We start from the raw sequence: 15,317 nt of genomic DNA, 5'->3' as shown, positions 1-15,317 counted from the left end.
CGTGCCGATCGGTACGTCAAATACAATAAAAGCGGAGACTCGATACATAAAAAATATGGACTTGCGCCACCTGCGTTACTTCGTCACGGTTGCCGAGACCGGCCACATGACGCGCGCCGCCGAGCGGCTGGGCATCCAGCAGCCTCCACTGAGCCAGCAGATCAAGGCGCTGGAGCGGGAGCTGGGGGTGGACCTGCTGCGCCGCCATCCGCGGGGCGTGGCCCTGACCGACGCCGGCCGGCACTTCCTGCGCGAGGCCGAGAACCTGCTGGAAGGCTACGCGCAGATGCGGCAGCGGATGGCGCGCGTGGCCAACGGCCAGGAAGGGTTGCTGGCGGTGGGCTTTACCAGTTCGGCCGCGGCCCACGCGTTCACGCCCGAGGCCCTGCGCCTGTACCGGCGGGACTATCCGGGCGTGGAACTGGACATCCACGAGGACAATGCCGCGGGGCTGACCGCGGCCATCGCCGCCGGGCGCCTGCATTGCGGCCTGTTGCGCGTGCCGGTGTCGTGGCCCGACGGGCTGGTGTTCGAAACCCTGCTGACCGAACCCGCGGTGGCTGCCGTGCCGTGCGACCATCCGCTGGCGCGCGGCCGGCCGGGAGGCCGCCCCCGCGCGATCTCGCTGGCCGAGCTGTGCCAGGAGAAGATCATCCTCGTGCGCCAGCCGGGCGCGCCAGGACTGTATGGCAACCTGCTCGCGCTGTGCGAAAGCCAGGGGCTGCGGCCGCGCATCGCCGCCGAGGTCGACCGCATGATGACCAACCTGAACCTGGTGGCGGCGGGCGCGGGCGTGTCGGTCGTGCCCAAGTCCATCAGCGGCGCGCATGCGCATGCCGTGACCTATCTGCCGCTGGCGCGGGCCGAGAAGCTGGATGCGCCGCTGACGCTGGTGTCCCGCCGCGGCGAGGACAACCTGCCGGCGCAGCACTTCGCCGCCCTGGCGCGGCGCCTGGCGGCGGCGCGATGACGGCCGGGGACATCCCGGCGGCCCGCCGCCGTCTCCTGCGGGCCGCGGCGGTGCTGCCGCTGGCCGGGGGCGTGCCGCGCGCCGCCGCGATGGCCGGCCGGACCTGGCCGGCGCGGGGCATACGGGTGGTGGTCGTCTATCCGCCCGGCGGCGTGAGCGACACCATCGCGCGCCTCCTGGCCGAGGCGTTGTCGCGGGACCTGGGCGTGCCGGCATGGGTCGAGAACAAGGGCGGCGCCGGCGGCAGCGTGGGCATGGAAACCGTGGCGCGCGCGGCGCCCGACGGCCATACCCTGGCTTTTTCCGCGTTGACGCCGCTCACGCTCAATCCGTTGTTGAGCCGCCCGTCCGGGGAATACGATCCCCTGCGGGAGATCGCGCCCGTCGCCGCCGTCATGCGCACGCCGGTGCTGGTGGCGGGCACGCCGGCCTTCACCGGCCGCGATTTCGCCGATCTGGTGGACGAGGCGCGACGTCATCCGGGGGCGATCCGCTGGGCCAGTTCGGGGGTCGCCACGACCGGTCACATGGTGATGGCGCAGGTGGCCGCGGCCAGCGGCGCGCGCATCACCCACATTCCCTATCACGGCGGCGGTCCGCAGTTGAACGATGCGCTCGGCGGGCGCTTCGAGGTGCTGTCGACCAACGTCGCGGCCCTGCAACTGGACTATGTGCGGACCGGGCGGCTGAAGGCGCTGGCGGTGGGCGCGCCCGCCAGGCTGGGGGCGCTGCCGGACGCGCCGACGCTGGAGGAACTGGGCTATCCCCAGGCCAACCTGATGTCGCTGTTCGGCCTGTTCGCGCCCGCCGGTACGCCCCGGCCGGTGCAGGAAAGCATCAATGCCGCGGTCCACCGCGCGCTGGTGGGCGGGCAACTGGCCGAACGGCTCGAAAGCGCCTACAACCTGCCCGCCGCGGGCAGCGTGGCGGACTTCCGCGTGGCGGTGCGGGACGACTACGAGGCGAACCGCAGGCTGGTCAAGGCGGGTGCGCTGCGGAGCGACCGCACACCAGCAGCGCCATGAGCAGCCAATAGGGAAGCGCCAGGCCATGGCAGGCGGCCGCCGCGCGAGGCGCAACCGGACCGTAATCCGGTACGACCGCGCGTGCGGGCCGTGGCCGATGCCATCATCGCCGCGTCCAAGGGCGAGGACTGATGCCTACATGCCCAGCTGGAAGCGGGGTTCCATCAGCGGGTCGGGACCCGGGTGGTAGCGCGTGACCACGCCCTTGTCGGTCACGTAGACGTACATCAGGGAATTCCAGACGCCGTCCTCGCGGAATCGGTAGCCCCAGACGATCTGCTCGCCCCTCAGGCCGACGCGGGTGATCTCGGCCGGCGGCCCGAACTCGAACAGCAGCCGATCGGTATCCCAATGTCCGGAGTCCAGCATGCGGAAGCGCTCGCTGGTCAGCGCCTGGGTGGTGCCGATGACCTTGCCGTCGGGGCCGACGTCGGTGATCCAGGCATATTGCCCCATGGGCTGGCTGGAATAGATCAGGCGCTGGCCACCGCCCGGCAGGGGGCGTTCGAGCGTGGGGCGGCCCAGGCGGGCCGTGACGGCCGAGCCGGATTCGCCCGGCTGGATGCCGGCCGGGCTCGCGCAGGCCGCGAGCAGCGCCGCCATGCCCAGCAGGCTGGCGCCGCGGCGCAGGATGATGGCGATACTCATACAATTCACCTTGTTCTTGGATTGACGACCGGAGATGACCGTGTTGCTGTCACGCAGGCGTGGCTATGGTTCGCTGATTGTAGGACTTGTGCTGGGTTGCGCGGGTTCCATGCCCGCCCGGGCGCAAGGGGAGGCGGGCGCGCCGGTGCGCATCGCCGTGATCGAGGCCATGTCGGGGCCGTTCGCCAATACCGGCGAGGCCATCATGCGCAACCTGCGCTTCGCGGTCGAGCGCATCAACGCCCGGGGCGGCGTGAAGCTGGCCGATGGCGCCCACAAGCTGGAACTCGTTCCCTTCGACAGCAAGAACCAGATCGACGAAGCCCTGTTGCTGCTGCGCGGGGCCGCCGACCAGTCCATACGCGTCGTCATGCAGGGCAATAGCTCGGCCGTGGCGGCCGGGCTGATCGAAGGCGTGAATCGCCACAACCAGCGCAATCCCGCCCAGCGCATGGTGTTCCTGAATTACTCGGCGGTCGATCCCGCGCTGACCAACGAAAAGTGCAGCCCCTGGCACTTCCGCTTCGACGCCAATTCCGACATGCGGATGGCGGCCTTGACCGAGGTCATGCGGCGCGATCGCGAGGTGCGCAGGGTCTATCTCATCAACCAGGACTACAGCTTCGGCCAGGAAGTGGCGCGCAGCGCCCGGGCGATGCTGGCCGGGAAGCGGCCCGACGTCGACATCGTGGCCGACGAGTTCCACGCCATCGGCAAGGTCAAGGACTTCTCGCCCTATGCGGCCAAGATCCTGTCCAGCGGCGCCGACACGGTGATCACCGGCAACTGGGGCAACGACCTGACGCTGCTGGTGAAGGCGGCGCGGGAAGCGGGATTCAAAGGCAGCTTCTACACGTTCTACGGCAATGCGCTGGGCGCGCCGGCCGCGCTGGGGGAGGCGGGCGTGGGCAAGGTGCGCGCGGTGGCCGAATGGCACTACAACGCCGGCGAGCCCGGCATGGACCAGGCCTACGACGCGTATCGGCGCATGTTCCCGCGTCCGGCGGACGACTACCTGAACGCGCGGATGCTGCACATGACCGACATGCTGGCCGCGGCCCTGGAGCGGGCCGGCAAGGTCGACGCCGCCGCCATCGCCCGCCAGTTGTCGGGCATGCGGTGGACCACGGAAGGGGCGGACCTGTGGATGCGCCCCGACGACCATCAGGCGATCAAGCCCCTGTATGTCTTTACCATGCAGAAGCTGGGTGTCGGCACGGTCAGGCGCGACGTGGAGGGAAGCGGCTATGGCTTCGAGACCACGCTGAAGGTGTCCGCGGCCGATCTGACGCTGCCCACACGTTGCAAAATGGCAAAACTCCCCGAATAAGGCTATACTCCCCGGCTAACTTTCAGCTTTTGCCTATTTTGAGGCGCGCTGATCGTTAACCCGCCGGCCGCCGCCAGATTGAAAGCAAGCGTGTGAAAGCACAGCGTGAAACAGCGGCCGGATCGTCAACTTTCACGGCAGGGCGCCTCGGCCTTGCCGCCAGTCCGAGAGGAAAAAAATGTCCGTCGCCGACATCAACAAGGCCAATATCGTTACCGAATTCCAACGCGCCCAGGGTGATACCGGATCCCCCGAAGTGCAGGTCGCTCTCCTGACCGCCCGGATCAACGAATTGACCAGCCATTTCAAAGAGCACACCAAAGACCACCATTCCCGTCGCGGGCTGCTGCGCATGGTCAGCCGTCGCCGCAAGCTGCTCGACTACCTGAAGGGCCGCAACGCCGACGCGTACCGCGCCCTGATCGAGAAGCTCGGTCTGCGTAAGTGAATTTCCAGGGGATCGGGAACCCGGCGGACGCTGCCGTCGCAGCGCCGCTCCGCGTTCCTGGTGGTTGCCGGTTTCGTCGCTTCCTGTTCGGGCGCGACGCAGCCGGCACTCTAGCAACTCCCTGCTGAAATATGAGAGTGCCTGTGTCAGGGACCGCCTGTCACAGGCATTTTCGTTTCAGTAGGGCAATCGCAAAGGATGCCTGTCATGTTCAATAAAGTCACAAAAACCTTCCAATATGGCCAGCATACCGTCACGCTCGAAACCGGCGAGGTTGCTCGCCAGGCTTCGGGCGCGGTAATGGTGTCCATCGAGGACACCGTCGTGCTGGCAACGGTGGTCGCGGCCAAGAAGGCCAAGCCGGGCCAGGATTTCTTCCCGCTCACCGTCGACTACATCGAGAAGACCTACGCCGCCGGCCGTATCCCGGGCGGCTTCTTCAAGCGCGAGGGCAAGCCCTCCGAGAAGGAAACGCTGACCTCGCGCCTGATCGACCGGCCGCTGCGTCCGCTGTTCCCCGAAGGTTTCTACAACGACGTGCATGTGGTCATCCACACGCTGTCGGTCAATCCCGAGATCGATCCCGACATCGCCGCGATGATCGGCTCGTCGGCCGCCCTGGCCATCTCCGGCATTCCGTTCAACGGCCCGATCGGCGCCGCGCGCGTGGGCTGGATCGATGACCAGTACGTGCTGAACCCCACCGCCTCGCAGCTCAAGACGTCCAAGCTGGACCTGGTGGTGGCCGGCACCGACGCCGCCGTGCTGATGGTCGAATCCGAAGCCCAGCAACTGTCCGAAGAAGTCATGCTGGGCGGCGTGGTCTACGGCCACGAGCAGATGCAGACCGTCATCAACGTCATCAACGACCTGGTGCGCGAAGCCGGCAAGCCCGAGTGGGACTGGAAGCCCGCCGCCAAGAACGAGGCCCTGATCGCCTCGGTGCGTGCCGTGGCCGAAGACGGTCTGAAGGCCGCCTACCAGATCCGCTCCAAGCAGGATCGCACCACCAAGCTGCGCGAAGTCTATGCCGACGTGCACGCCAAGCTGGCCGCGCAGGCCGAAGCTTCGGGCAACGCCGTCGACAACGTCGAAGTGGACAATGTGCTGTTCGACTTCGAAGCGCAGATCGTGCGCGGCCAGATCCTGAACGGCGAGCCCCGCATCGACGGCCGCGACACCCGCACGGTGCGCCCGATCAGCATCCGCCTGGGCGTGCTGCCCCGCGCGCACGGCAGCGCGCTGTTCACCCGCGGCGAAACGCAGGCCCTGGTGATCGCCACGCTGGGCACCAAGCAGGACGAGCAGATCATCGACGCGCTGATGGGCGAGTACCGTGATCGCTTCATGCTCCACTACAACATGCCGCCGTTCGCCACCGGCGAAACCGGCCGCATCGGCGTGCCCAAGCGCCGCGAAGTCGGCCACGGCCGCCTGGCCAAGCGCGCCCTGGTGTCGCTCTTGCCCGCGCCGCAGGACTTCCAGTACACCATCCGCGTGGTGTCTGAAATCACCGAGTCGAACGGTTCGTCGTCGATGGCGTCTGTGTGCGGCGGTTCGCTGGCCATGATGGACGCCGGCGTGCCGGTCAAGGATCACGTGGCCGGCGTGGCCATGGGCCTGATCAAGGACGGCGGCAAGTTCGCCGTGCTGACCGACATCCTGGGCGACGAAGATCACCTGGGCGACATGGACTTCAAGGTGGCCGGTACTGTCGGCGGCGTGACCGCGCTGCAGATGGACATCAAGATCCAGGGCATCACCAAGGAAATCATGCAGGTGGCGCTGGCCCAGGCCCGCGAAGGCCGTCTGCACATCCTGGAAAAGATGCACGAAGCCCTGGAAGGTTCGCGCGGCGAGCTGTCGGCCTTCGCGCCGCGCATGCTGTCCATGAAGATCAACCCCGAGAAGATCCGCGACGTGATCGGCAAGGGCGGCGCCACCATCCGTGCGCTGACCGAGGAAACCGGCACGCAGATCGACATCTCGGACGACGGCACCATCGTCATCTCCAGCGCCGACCTGGACCGCGCCAAGGAAGCGCAGCGTCGCATCGCCGACCTGACCGCCGACGTGGAAGTGGGCCAGATCTACGAAGGCGCCGTGCTGCGCCTGCTGGATTTCGGCGCCATCGTCCAGGTGCTGCCGGGCCGCGACGGCCTGCTGCACATCTCGGAAATCGCCAACCATCGCATCGCCAACATCAACGATGTGCTGAAGGTCGGCCAGCAGGTCCGCGTCAAGGTCATCGAGGCTGATGACAAGGGCCGCCTGCGTCTGTCGATGAAGGCTATCGCTGAAGGGTAGGCCCCCCCGTACGCGCTGACGCGCGCCCCCCAGGGGCGGCACCGGCGGACCGGCAAAGCCGGATCCGCTGTGCCCTGGGTTTTGGGGGGAAGGGGTAGTGCTGACGGCGTCCTGTGGGGCGCCGTTTTTTATTTGGTGGGATGTTTCCGTTCAGTGGGGAAGCGACTGCGATTTTCTTCGCAAGCCACTGGGGTCCTGCCAGGTGATCAGGAGTTCGGCGGGGGTTTGATCAGGCTTTCGGCGGGGATGCCAAGCCCTTTGTGCAGATTCCAGATCATTTGCAGCGTCAGGCCGCGCTTGCGATTCAGGATTTCGTAGACGCGGTTGCGGCGGCCGATCATGGGCTCCAGGTCTTTGGCGGTCAGGCCGGCTTGTTCCATGCGGAATTTGATCGCTTCGACAGGGTCGGGCAGGTCGATGGGAAAGTGTCTGGCTTCGTAGGCTTGTACCAGCGTAGCCAGGATGTCCAGGCGATCGCCATCCGGCGTTCCGGGTTCAGGATCGCTTTCCATGAGGCGCGAGATGTCCTTCAGGGCCATCTTGTAGTCCGCTTCGCTACGGATGGGGCGAATCTCCATGTCTTACTCCATTTCTATGGTCTCGGCATCGATCGCGTCATATTCCCAGTGCGTCCCCACGAACTTCACATAGACGATGCGCAAGCGGTAGGCAACCGCGACGATCAATCGATAGTCATTGCCTTTGATGTTGAAAACCACGCGACGATTCTTGAGTATGCTGGCGCTGCGGTAATAAGCCTTGATATCCGAAGGTTGCGTCCACGTGGCTTGGCTTGCTTCATCCACCCAAGCCTTGAGGGGTTGCTCTGCGTCCGGATGGGTTTTCCAGAACTGGAGCAATGTGCTGACGGCAATGACCCGCATGAGTTCAGACTAGTCCCAAATTGGGACTTTCGCAAGTGGTTGTTCGAAGCACCGCCGGGAGCTTCATCTATCTCTCGTGGAGGCGGGCCGTTGCGCCGACGAATGTATCAACATCCTCGCGATACGGCCGAGTGCTCTCGGACACGAATATCGCGGCGGCACCCTACGGCAGCGGCGGCACGCCGACGTCGCCGGCCAGGTGGGTCAGCAGGTCCCGGACCGGGGCCGACAGGCTGGTCCAGTCGCGCAGGCACAGGCACAGGCGGCGGTGGGCCCAGCCGTCCGCCAGGGCGATGCGCTGGTAGGGATGGCGGCGGCGATGGCTCAGGGCGATGCTGTCGGGAATGACGGCCACGCCCACGCCGTGCGAGACCATTTCGCACAGCCCGCCGAAGGTGTTCATCCTGATGCGCAGGGCCAGTGAGTGGCCGGCGCGCCGTGCGTGTTCTTCGATGTGATCCTGAAGCGCGCTGCCGGGGGCCAGCCCCACGAAGGGCTCGCGCACGATCTCGGCGAACGGGACCACGCGCCGTTGCGCCAGGGGGTGGCCGCTGGCGGTGATCAGGACGAGGTGGTCGGTGGCCACGGGGTGGAGTTGCAGCCCGGCGGCGTCGACCTGGTCCGAGGTGATGCCGGCCTCGACCAGCCCGGCGGCGACCGCCTTGACGATTTCATTGCTGGTGCGCTCGCGGATGTCCACGTTCAGGTGCGGACGGGTGGCCATCCACGGGGCCAGCTTGCGCGGCAGGAAGGCCGTCAGGGCCGCGGTGTTGGCGTGGATGCGGATGGTGCCGCGGGCGCCCGACGCGAAGTCCATCAACTCGCCCTGCATCAGTTCCCGCTGGCGCAGGATCAGGCGGGCATGGTGGGCCAGCGCCTCGCCGGCCTCGGTGGCCACCACGCCGCGATGGCGGCGCTCCAGCAGCCGCACGCCGGCATCGTCCTCGATGTTGCGCAGGCGTTCGCTGGCCGAGGCCAGCGCCAGGCTGGCGCGCGCGGCGCCCTGGGTGATGCTGCCGGCATCGACGATGGCGAGGAACAGTCGCAGGTCCGCGAGATCGAGGCGCATGGAGGTTCTCCGTGGCGGTTTGCCTTCGGGGCAGCCGAAGGCATGAGGCATAGAACCGCATTGTGCCAAAGCGCGGCGACGGGCCCAATAGGCACGTTACAGGAGACGGCAGTGAAACGTTCGCGCATCTTTCCCCGTATTGGTTGTTCCCTCGGCCAGGCCTGTTCGCGCCTGGCGCCGTGGCTGGTTGCCGCGGCGGTCCTGGCGCCCGCCGCGTCGGCCGCGCCGCCGCTTTCGGAGATCGCCACGTCCGAGCAGTTCTATCAACTGGCGCTGGAGGCCCGGTCCGAGGGCAATTATGGCGTGATGCTGATGCGGCTGCGGCAGGCCGCGACGCGGGGCGAACTGGAGGCCCAGGAAATGCTGGCCTCGGTCCTGCTGGCTGGGCCGGCATTGTATGGAGCCGGCGTGAAGGCCGATCCCTGCGAGGCGATGCACTGGGCCCATCTGGCGTCGGAGCGCGGCAGCGCGACCGGGCGGCATCAATGGATGGTCCTGAACGGCTTGCGCGACGTGCCGCGAATCAGGAAGGACTGCCGGCCCCCGCCCATTTATCGATAGCCCCGGGGGCCGGAGCGCCGGAGGGGGCGGTCTACAATGGGCGCCTCCTGTCCACCCGCTCCGTCCCCATGGCCGTTCCTCGACTCGAACTGCGCGGGATCACCAAACGGTATCCCGGCATCCTCGCGAACGACGAGGTCTCGCTGGCCATCGCGCCGGGCGAGATCCATGCCGTGCTGGGCGAGAACGGGGCGGGCAAGTCGACCCTGATGAAGATCGCCTACGGCGCGCTGGCGCCGGACGCGGGGCGGATCCTGTGGGACGGCCGGCCCGTGGCGTTGCGCGCGCCGGACGATGCGCGCGCGCTGGGCATGGGCATGGTGTTCCAGCACTTCATGTTGTTCGACACGCTGACCGTGGCGCAGAACGTGCTGCTGGGATTGCCGGCCGCGCTCGCGCGCGAGGTCTCCCGGGGGCGGCCGGCAGGTGCCTGGCTGGCGCCGCTGATCGAGCGCTATCGCCTGGACCTGGATCCCGACGCCTATGTGGGCGATCTGTCGATGGGCGAGCACCAGCGCGTCGAATTGCTGCGCGCATTGGCCGCGCGGCCGCGTCTGCTGATCCTGGATGAACCCACGTCGGTGCTGTCGCCCGAGGCCAGGACCGCGTTGTTCTCCACCTTGCGGCACCTGGCGGCCGAGGGATGCAGCGTGGCCTATATCAGCCACAAGCTGGCGGAGATCCGCGAACTGTGCGAGCGCTGCACGGTGCTGCGGGCGGGTCGTTCGGTGGCCGTGGTCGATCCGCGTGAAATGGCGCAGGACGAACTGGCCACCCTGATGCTGGGAACCGCGGTGGATGAAGTCCGGAGCACCTCGCCGCGGCCGGCGGGTGATCCGGTATTGAGCGTGAGGAATCTGTCGATGTCCGCGCCGGCCGGCCAGCGGGTGGGCTTGCACGGGATCTCGTTCGAGCTGCGGGCCGGCGAGATACTGGGCGTGGCGGGCGTGTCGGGCAACGGCCAGTCGTTGTTGTTGTCGGCGCTGTCGGGCGAGGAGGTCCGCATGCCGCACGATGCCGTGCGCCTGATGGGCCAGCCTATCGGCCAGCTTCGGCCGGCCGCGCGGCGCGAACTGGGGCTGCGCGCGATTCCCGAGGAACGCCTGGGACGGGGATGCGTGCCCGAAATGGGGCTGGACGAGAACATGCTGCTGACCATGGCGCCCGGGCAGGCGGCATCCGGGGGCTGGATACGGCGGCGCGGACTGGCCGAGGCCGCCGCCCGCGTGATCGCGCGCCATGGCGTGCGGGCGGTGTCGCCGCGCGCCCCGGCGCGCAGTCTGTCCGGTGGCAATCTGCAGAAGTTCATGGTGGGCCGCGAACTCGACGGCGCGCCGCGTGTGCTGTTGGCGGCCCAGCCGACCTGGGGCGTGGACATCGGCGCGGCCGCGCGCATCCACCAGGCGCTGATCGACCTGCGCGAGGCCGGCGGCGCGGCCGTGATCGTGTCCGAGGACCTGGACGAACTGCTGGGCCTGTGCGACCGACTGGCCGTGATGGCGGGGGGGCGGCTGTCGCCGGCGGTGGCGCGGGCCGAGGTCACGGCCGACATGCTGGGCCGGTGGATGGAAGGACGGTGGGGCCATGATCCAGCTTGAGCCGCGCGCCTGCGCTTCGCTGCCGGCGGCCTGGCTGTCGCCGCTGGCCGCGCTGGCACTGACCATGCTGGGGGGCGCGGCGCTGTTCGCGATGCTGGGCATCGATCCCTGGCAGGGGCTGCGGCTGTTCCTGGTCGAGCCTTTCAATGGCCTCTACGCCTGGGGCGAACTCGCGGTCAAGGCAGTGCCGCTGGTCCTGTGCGCGGTGGGACTGTCGCTATGTTTCCGGGCCAATGTCTGGAACATCGGCGCCGAAGGGCAATTGATCGCCGGCGCCATCGCGGGCGGCGGCGTGGCCTTGCTGGCCGGGCCCGACACATGGCGGGGCTATGTGCTGCTGGTTATGGTCGCGGGCATGCTGGGCGGCATGCTGTGGGCCGCGCTGACGGCCTGGCTCAAGGACCGCTGCGGCGCCAATGAAATGCTGGTCAGCCTGATGCTGACCTACGTCGCGCAGCTCCTGCTCGGCTATCTGGTCTTCGGGCCCTGGCGCGACCCCTATGGCTACAACTTTCCTCAATCCCGCGCGTTCGACGAGGCGGCCGTGCTGCCTGTGCTCTGGGCGGGGACGCGCGCCCACGCCGGGCTGTGGCTGGCGCTCGTGGCCACCGGGGCGGCCTGGCTGTTCCTGGCGCGTTCCCATCCTGGCTTCCGCCTGCGCGTGACGGGCGCCGCGCCCGCCGCGGCCCGCTATGCGGGGTACTCGCCGCGCCAGGCCTTGTGGACCTCCATGCTGGCGTGCGGCGCGCTGGCGGGCCTGGCCGGCATCGGCGAGGTCGCCGGACCGATGCAGCGGCTCACGACCTCGGTGTCGCCCGGCTATGGCTTCGCGGCGGTGATCGCGGCTTTCCTCGGGCGCCTGCATCCGGCCGGCGCGATGCTGGCGGGCGTGGCCATGGCCGCTCTCTACATCGGCGGAGAATTGGCGCAATCGCGCCTGGGGCTGCCGGCTTCCATCGTCGGCGTCTTCCTGGGGCTGGCGCTGGCGCTGTTGCTGCTGGGCGATACGCTGGTGCGCTATCGCATCCGCTGGCGCCGGCCCGCGGCCCTGGCCAGGTGACCGGCATGGACAGTCTGCTGCCGCTCCTTGCCGCGACCCTGAACGCCGGCACGCCGCTGGCCCTGGCGGCGCTCGGGCTGGCCATCCACGAGCGCGCGGGCGTGATCAATCTCGGGGCCGAGGGCATGATGCTCCTGGCCGCCGCCGCCGGCTTCGCCGCGGCCTTTCACACCGGCAGCGCCGCATGGGGACTGGCGGCGGGAGCCGGGGCAGGTGCCGCGCTGGCCGCCGGGTTCGCGCTGCTGGTCGTGGTGTTCAATGCCAGCCAGTACGGCAGCGGCCTCGCGATCATGCTGCTGGGGTCGGGGCTGTCGGCCTTCGCCGGCGTGTCCTATGCGGGCCGTTCGCTCGGGCCGGGCCAGGCCGGGCTGCCCTGGCTGCGTGACATCCCAGGGCTGGGCAGCACGGTGTTCGCGCTGCATCCGCTGGTGTACGCGACGATAGCGCTGGCCTTCCTGCTGACGGGGTTCCTGTATCGCACGCGGGCCGGCATGCTGCTGCGCGCGGTGGGCGAATCGCCCGAGTCCGCGCATGCGCTCGGCTATCCGGTGGGCGGTATCCGCGCGCTGGCGATCCTGGCGGGCGGCCTGTGCTGCGGACTGGCTGGCGCGTATCTGTCGGTGGTCTACACGCAGTTGTGGAGCGAAGGCATGGTGGCCGGCCGGGGCTGGATGGCCCTGGCGCTGATCGCCTTCGGCATGTGGCATCCGCTGCGCATCCTGCTGGGCGCGTATCTTTTCGGCGGCCTGAGCATGTTGCAGTTCCAGTTGCAAGGCATGGGCGTGCAGGTACCTTCGCAGTTCCTGGCGATGCTGCCCTATGTCTGCACCATTGCCGTGCTGGCCCTGCGGGGGGGCAACTCCGGCTGGATGCGCCGGAACATGCCGCGCTCGCTGGGCCGGCCGTTCCTGCCCGAGCGGTAGCGAACCGCCCGGGGCGGGCTCGTCAGCCGCCGGACCCCGCCGGGACCAGCGTCAGCCGATGGACGTCGGGACCGGGCAGGAAGGGGGTGGCCTGGCCATCGGTCCATGCCGGATGTCCGGCCAGGAAGAAGGGCGACAGGGGATGGCCCGAGGCGCCGCCCGGCATTTCCATCAGCCCGTGTTCTTCATGTCCCGGCGACACCACGAAGCGCTCGGACGCGCCGAACGAGGTCCCCTGGATGCGGGGCATGTGGATGTCCCCCGGCATGGGGCGCGCGGGCGCCGACAGCCAGGGCCTGACGGGAGCGGGGAGTACCTGGGCCAGGGGATGGGCCATGGCGAGGCGGTTGCGGTCGCCCCAGTGGATGTCGTCCAGGGGGCGGCCGTTGGCGGCCACGGAGACGATGGCCGCGTCGATGCGTTCGAGCATGAAGGCGCGCCAGTCCGTTGCATAGGCAGGCTTCCAGGCCCGGGCGCGTACCAGGCTTTCCATGGTGGCCAGCACGCGCGACGAGGCGCGGCGCATCGACAGTGCGCCGTCGATGGCGGCCAGCCTTTCGTCCAGCGCGCCGAACCACGCGTCGTACAACGCGTCGTGATAGGCGCGCAGCAGCGCGTAGCCGGCGCTGCCGGTGCCGGCGCGTCCGTCCCAGGATTGCAGGATGCGCCGGAAGGCAGCCCGCCGTGGATGGCCGGCGATGGCCGCCTCGTCCAGTGCGTCCAGGGCCTGCGCGCGCAGGAAGGCGACCCAGGATGCCCGGTCGTCCAATTGGATGGCGAGCAGGTCCCGTTCGCTGAAGCGTTCGCTGGCGAACAGCGCATCGCGTATCTGCGTCCCGCGGGCACCGACGTCGGCGCCACCGTCCCCGATCCTGCGCTGCGCGCCTTCGTCCGCAAGCTGCGTGCTGTTGGCCGTCCAGAGCCGTCCATAGGCCGGCGCGACGATCGCGGGATAGTCCGCGGGCGCCAGACGGGCGAGTGCCGTCGCGGGATGGTCCGCCCCGACCGGAAAGCTCAGGGGATCGAGCGTGGCGGTGGGCAATGGACCGGCCAGCGTCCAGCCTATGTCGCCGCGGCGATCCGCCACCACCAGATTCTGCGTGGGAATCCCAGCCGTCTGGGCGACGTGCATCGCCTGCCGGACGTCGCGCGCCTCTTCCATGTCGGCCAGCCTCACGTTGGCGGCGTCCGGCAGGTAGGCGATCCAGCGTATCGCGTAGACCTTGCCGTTGGTCTGCCGCAGCGGACCCCACGGGGTCTCGCGCACGGGCAGCATGACGGGCTCGGCCCCTTTCACGTCGATGCGCTGCATCGTTTCCGGCGGGGTTTCCCATGTGCCCGCCGGGCCCCGGTAGCGCGACGGATCGGCCGCATCGGGCTCCAGCCGCACCAGGTCGATGAAATGGCCGTAGCTGTTGGTGAAGCCCCAGGCGACGTCGCCGTTGCTGCCCGCCACCACGATGGGGGCGCCGGGCAGGCTGACGCCGCTGATGCGCCGTGGGCCCGAGGCCGAGGGAAACTCCAGCGTCAGCCGGTACCAGACGTTGGGCAGGCGCAGGCCCAGGTGCATGTCGTTGGCCACCAGCGCGCGGCCGTCGGCGCCATGGCGCGCGTCCACGGCCCAGCCGTTGCTGCCCAGCGCCGACGAGGTGGCGCCGGCATCCACCATCAGCTCGGCGGGGATGGCGCCGCGCGTGCTCGGGGGGCGGGGAGTGTCGATCCAGTCAGGGTGGGCTTCGACCAGCGCGGCGTCGGGGGCCGACGGTTGCGCGGGGAAGGGAGGGCGGTCCAGCGGCGCTTCCCAGTGGCTTCGCTCCGGCAGCAGCGCCGCCAGCAGCGGGCCGGGCAGCAGGTCGCGCAGCGCGTCGCGCGAGCGCACCCGGACCAGTTCGCCGCCCTGCAAGTCCAGGTACATCGCATAGATCGCCAGCAGCGTGTCCACCGGCCGCCAGGGTTGCGGTGGCGCGCCCAGCAGGAGATATTCGAAGGGCCGTGCCCCCAGCGCCGCCAGACCCGCATTGACGCCATCGGCATAGCGCTCCAGCAGGGCGCGGTGGGCGGGCGGCAGCGCGGCGTAGGCCAGCTCCGCGCGTGCGCGGAATCGGTGCACCCGCACGCGCCGGTCCAGCGGCACCGCCGCCTCGCCCACCAGCGCGGCCAGTTCGCCGGCGGCCGAGCGCCGTACCAGGTCCATCTGGAAATAGCGGTCCTGCGCATGGGCGAAACCGGTGGCGTAGGCGGCGTCGGCGCGGTTGGCCGCGCGTATGGTGACGTTGCCCTGGGCGTCGCGGGCGATCGTCGCGGGCTGGGCCATGCCGGATGCGACGCGCTCGCCATCCAGCAAGGGCAGGCTGGCGCGCAGGGTGAGCCAGGCGCCCAGGCCGGCGGCCAAGCCCAGGACGAGCACGCCCGCCACCGCGAGCACGGCGAGGCGGGCGGGGCGTTGGGGTCTACGGAGTTTCATGGTGGGTCGATCGCCGTCCAGAGAGTTTGC

General features: G+C 69.1%; 14 protein-coding genes. 9 read left to right on the top strand and 5 right to left on the bottom strand.

Annotation, left to right across the window (positions count from 1 at the left end; all coding sequences use genetic code 11):
- Positions 1-55: 55 nt before the first annotated feature.
- Both AC1Q6E_RS13520 and AC1Q6E_RS13515 read left to right on the top strand, forming a co-directional pair.
- Positions 56-970, top strand: coding sequence for a LysR family transcriptional regulator (locus tag AC1Q6E_RS13520; protein ID WP_152800218.1), 915 nt, complete (start codon positions 56-58; stop codon positions 968-970).
- Complete coding sequence (locus tag AC1Q6E_RS13515; protein WP_296556867.1) at positions 967-1,995, top strand: Bug family tripartite tricarboxylate transporter substrate binding protein; 1,029 nt, start codon at positions 967-969, stop codon at positions 1,993-1,995. The genes AC1Q6E_RS13520 and AC1Q6E_RS13515 overlap by 4 nt, the downstream gene beginning before the upstream one ends.
- A gap of 135 nt (positions 1,996-2,130) precedes the next feature.
- On the opposite strand, the gene AC1Q6E_RS13510 is transcribed toward AC1Q6E_RS13515, so the two are convergent.
- Positions 2,131-2,643 (bottom strand): hypothetical protein, encoded by a 513-nt coding sequence (locus tag AC1Q6E_RS13510; protein WP_152800220.1) that lies wholly within the window; start codon positions 2,641-2,643, stop codon positions 2,131-2,133.
- 109 nt (positions 2,644-2,752) lie between these two features.
- On the opposite strand from AC1Q6E_RS13510, the gene AC1Q6E_RS13505 reads away from it, so the two are divergent.
- From AC1Q6E_RS13505 to pnp, 3 genes are all read left to right on the top strand, one after another.
- Positions 2,753-3,973: a branched-chain amino acid ABC transporter substrate-binding protein gene (locus tag AC1Q6E_RS13505; protein WP_492572971.1), complete on the top strand. Its 1,221-nt coding sequence runs from the start codon at positions 2,753-2,755 to the stop codon at positions 3,971-3,973.
- 178 nt (positions 3,974-4,151) lie between these two features.
- A complete protein-coding gene (rpsO, locus tag AC1Q6E_RS13500) occupies positions 4,152-4,421 on the top strand; it encodes a 30S ribosomal protein S15 (RefSeq protein WP_124690079.1) in 270 nt (89 codons plus the stop codon).
- Between the two features lie 207 nt (positions 4,422-4,628).
- Positions 4,629-6,728, top strand: coding sequence for a polyribonucleotide nucleotidyltransferase (gene pnp / locus AC1Q6E_RS13495; RefSeq protein ID WP_152800222.1), 2,100 nt, complete (start codon positions 4,629-4,631; stop codon positions 6,726-6,728).
- Positions 6,729-6,934: 206 nt separating this feature from the next.
- On the opposite strand, the gene AC1Q6E_RS13490 is transcribed toward pnp, so the two are convergent.
- The 3 genes from AC1Q6E_RS13490 to AC1Q6E_RS13480 form a co-directional block, all read right to left on the bottom strand.
- Positions 6,935-7,306, bottom strand: coding sequence for a helix-turn-helix domain-containing protein (locus tag AC1Q6E_RS13490; RefSeq protein ID WP_152800223.1), 372 nt, complete (start codon positions 7,304-7,306; stop codon positions 6,935-6,937).
- A gap of 3 nt (positions 7,307-7,309) precedes the next feature.
- Entirely contained in the window at positions 7,310-7,612 is a 303-nt protein-coding gene (locus tag AC1Q6E_RS13485) for a type II toxin-antitoxin system HigB family toxin (protein WP_492572924.1), read from the bottom strand.
- A 163-nt stretch (positions 7,613-7,775) separates the two neighbouring features.
- Positions 7,776-8,681 carry a LysR family transcriptional regulator gene (locus tag AC1Q6E_RS13480; RefSeq protein ID WP_492572923.1) on the bottom strand — a complete coding sequence of 302 codons (906 nt, stop codon included), beginning with the start codon at positions 8,679-8,681 and terminating at the stop codon, positions 7,776-7,778.
- Positions 8,682-8,792: 111 nt separating this feature from the next.
- Between AC1Q6E_RS13480 and AC1Q6E_RS13475 the strand changes: the two genes are divergently transcribed.
- The 4 genes from AC1Q6E_RS13475 (at position 8,793) to AC1Q6E_RS13460 (ending at position 12,823) form a co-directional block, all read left to right on the top strand.
- Complete coding sequence (locus tag AC1Q6E_RS13475; protein ID WP_296555123.1) at positions 8,793-9,242, top strand: SEL1-like repeat protein; 450 nt, start codon at positions 8,793-8,795, stop codon at positions 9,240-9,242.
- 68 nt (positions 9,243-9,310) lie between these two features.
- A complete protein-coding gene (locus tag AC1Q6E_RS13470) occupies positions 9,311-10,840 on the top strand; it encodes an ABC transporter ATP-binding protein (RefSeq protein WP_492572922.1) in 1,530 nt (509 codons plus the stop codon).
- On the top strand, positions 10,827-11,900 hold the full coding sequence (locus AC1Q6E_RS13465; protein WP_492572921.1) for an ABC transporter permease: 1,074 nt from the start codon (positions 10,827-10,829) through the stop codon (positions 11,898-11,900). The genes AC1Q6E_RS13470 and AC1Q6E_RS13465 overlap by 14 nt, the downstream gene beginning before the upstream one ends.
- A 5-nt stretch (positions 11,901-11,905) precedes the next feature.
- Positions 11,906-12,823: an ABC transporter permease gene (locus AC1Q6E_RS13460; RefSeq protein ID WP_492572920.1), complete on the top strand. Its 918-nt coding sequence runs from the start codon at positions 11,906-11,908 to the stop codon at positions 12,821-12,823.
- Positions 12,824-12,845: 22 nt separating this feature from the next.
- Here AC1Q6E_RS13460 and AC1Q6E_RS13455 read toward each other — a convergent pair whose 3' ends face one another.
- Positions 12,846-15,287 (bottom strand): penicillin acylase family protein, encoded by a 2,442-nt coding sequence (locus AC1Q6E_RS13455; RefSeq protein ID WP_492572918.1) that lies wholly within the window; start codon positions 15,285-15,287, stop codon positions 12,846-12,848.
- Between the last annotated feature and the right edge of the window lie 30 nt (positions 15,288-15,317).

The sequence above is a fragment of the Pigmentiphaga sp. MLSB6-MA01 genome, assembly GCF_058793475.1.
Note: the sequence above shows the minus strand (reverse complement) of the source record. Positions and strands in the feature narration are given on the sequence as shown.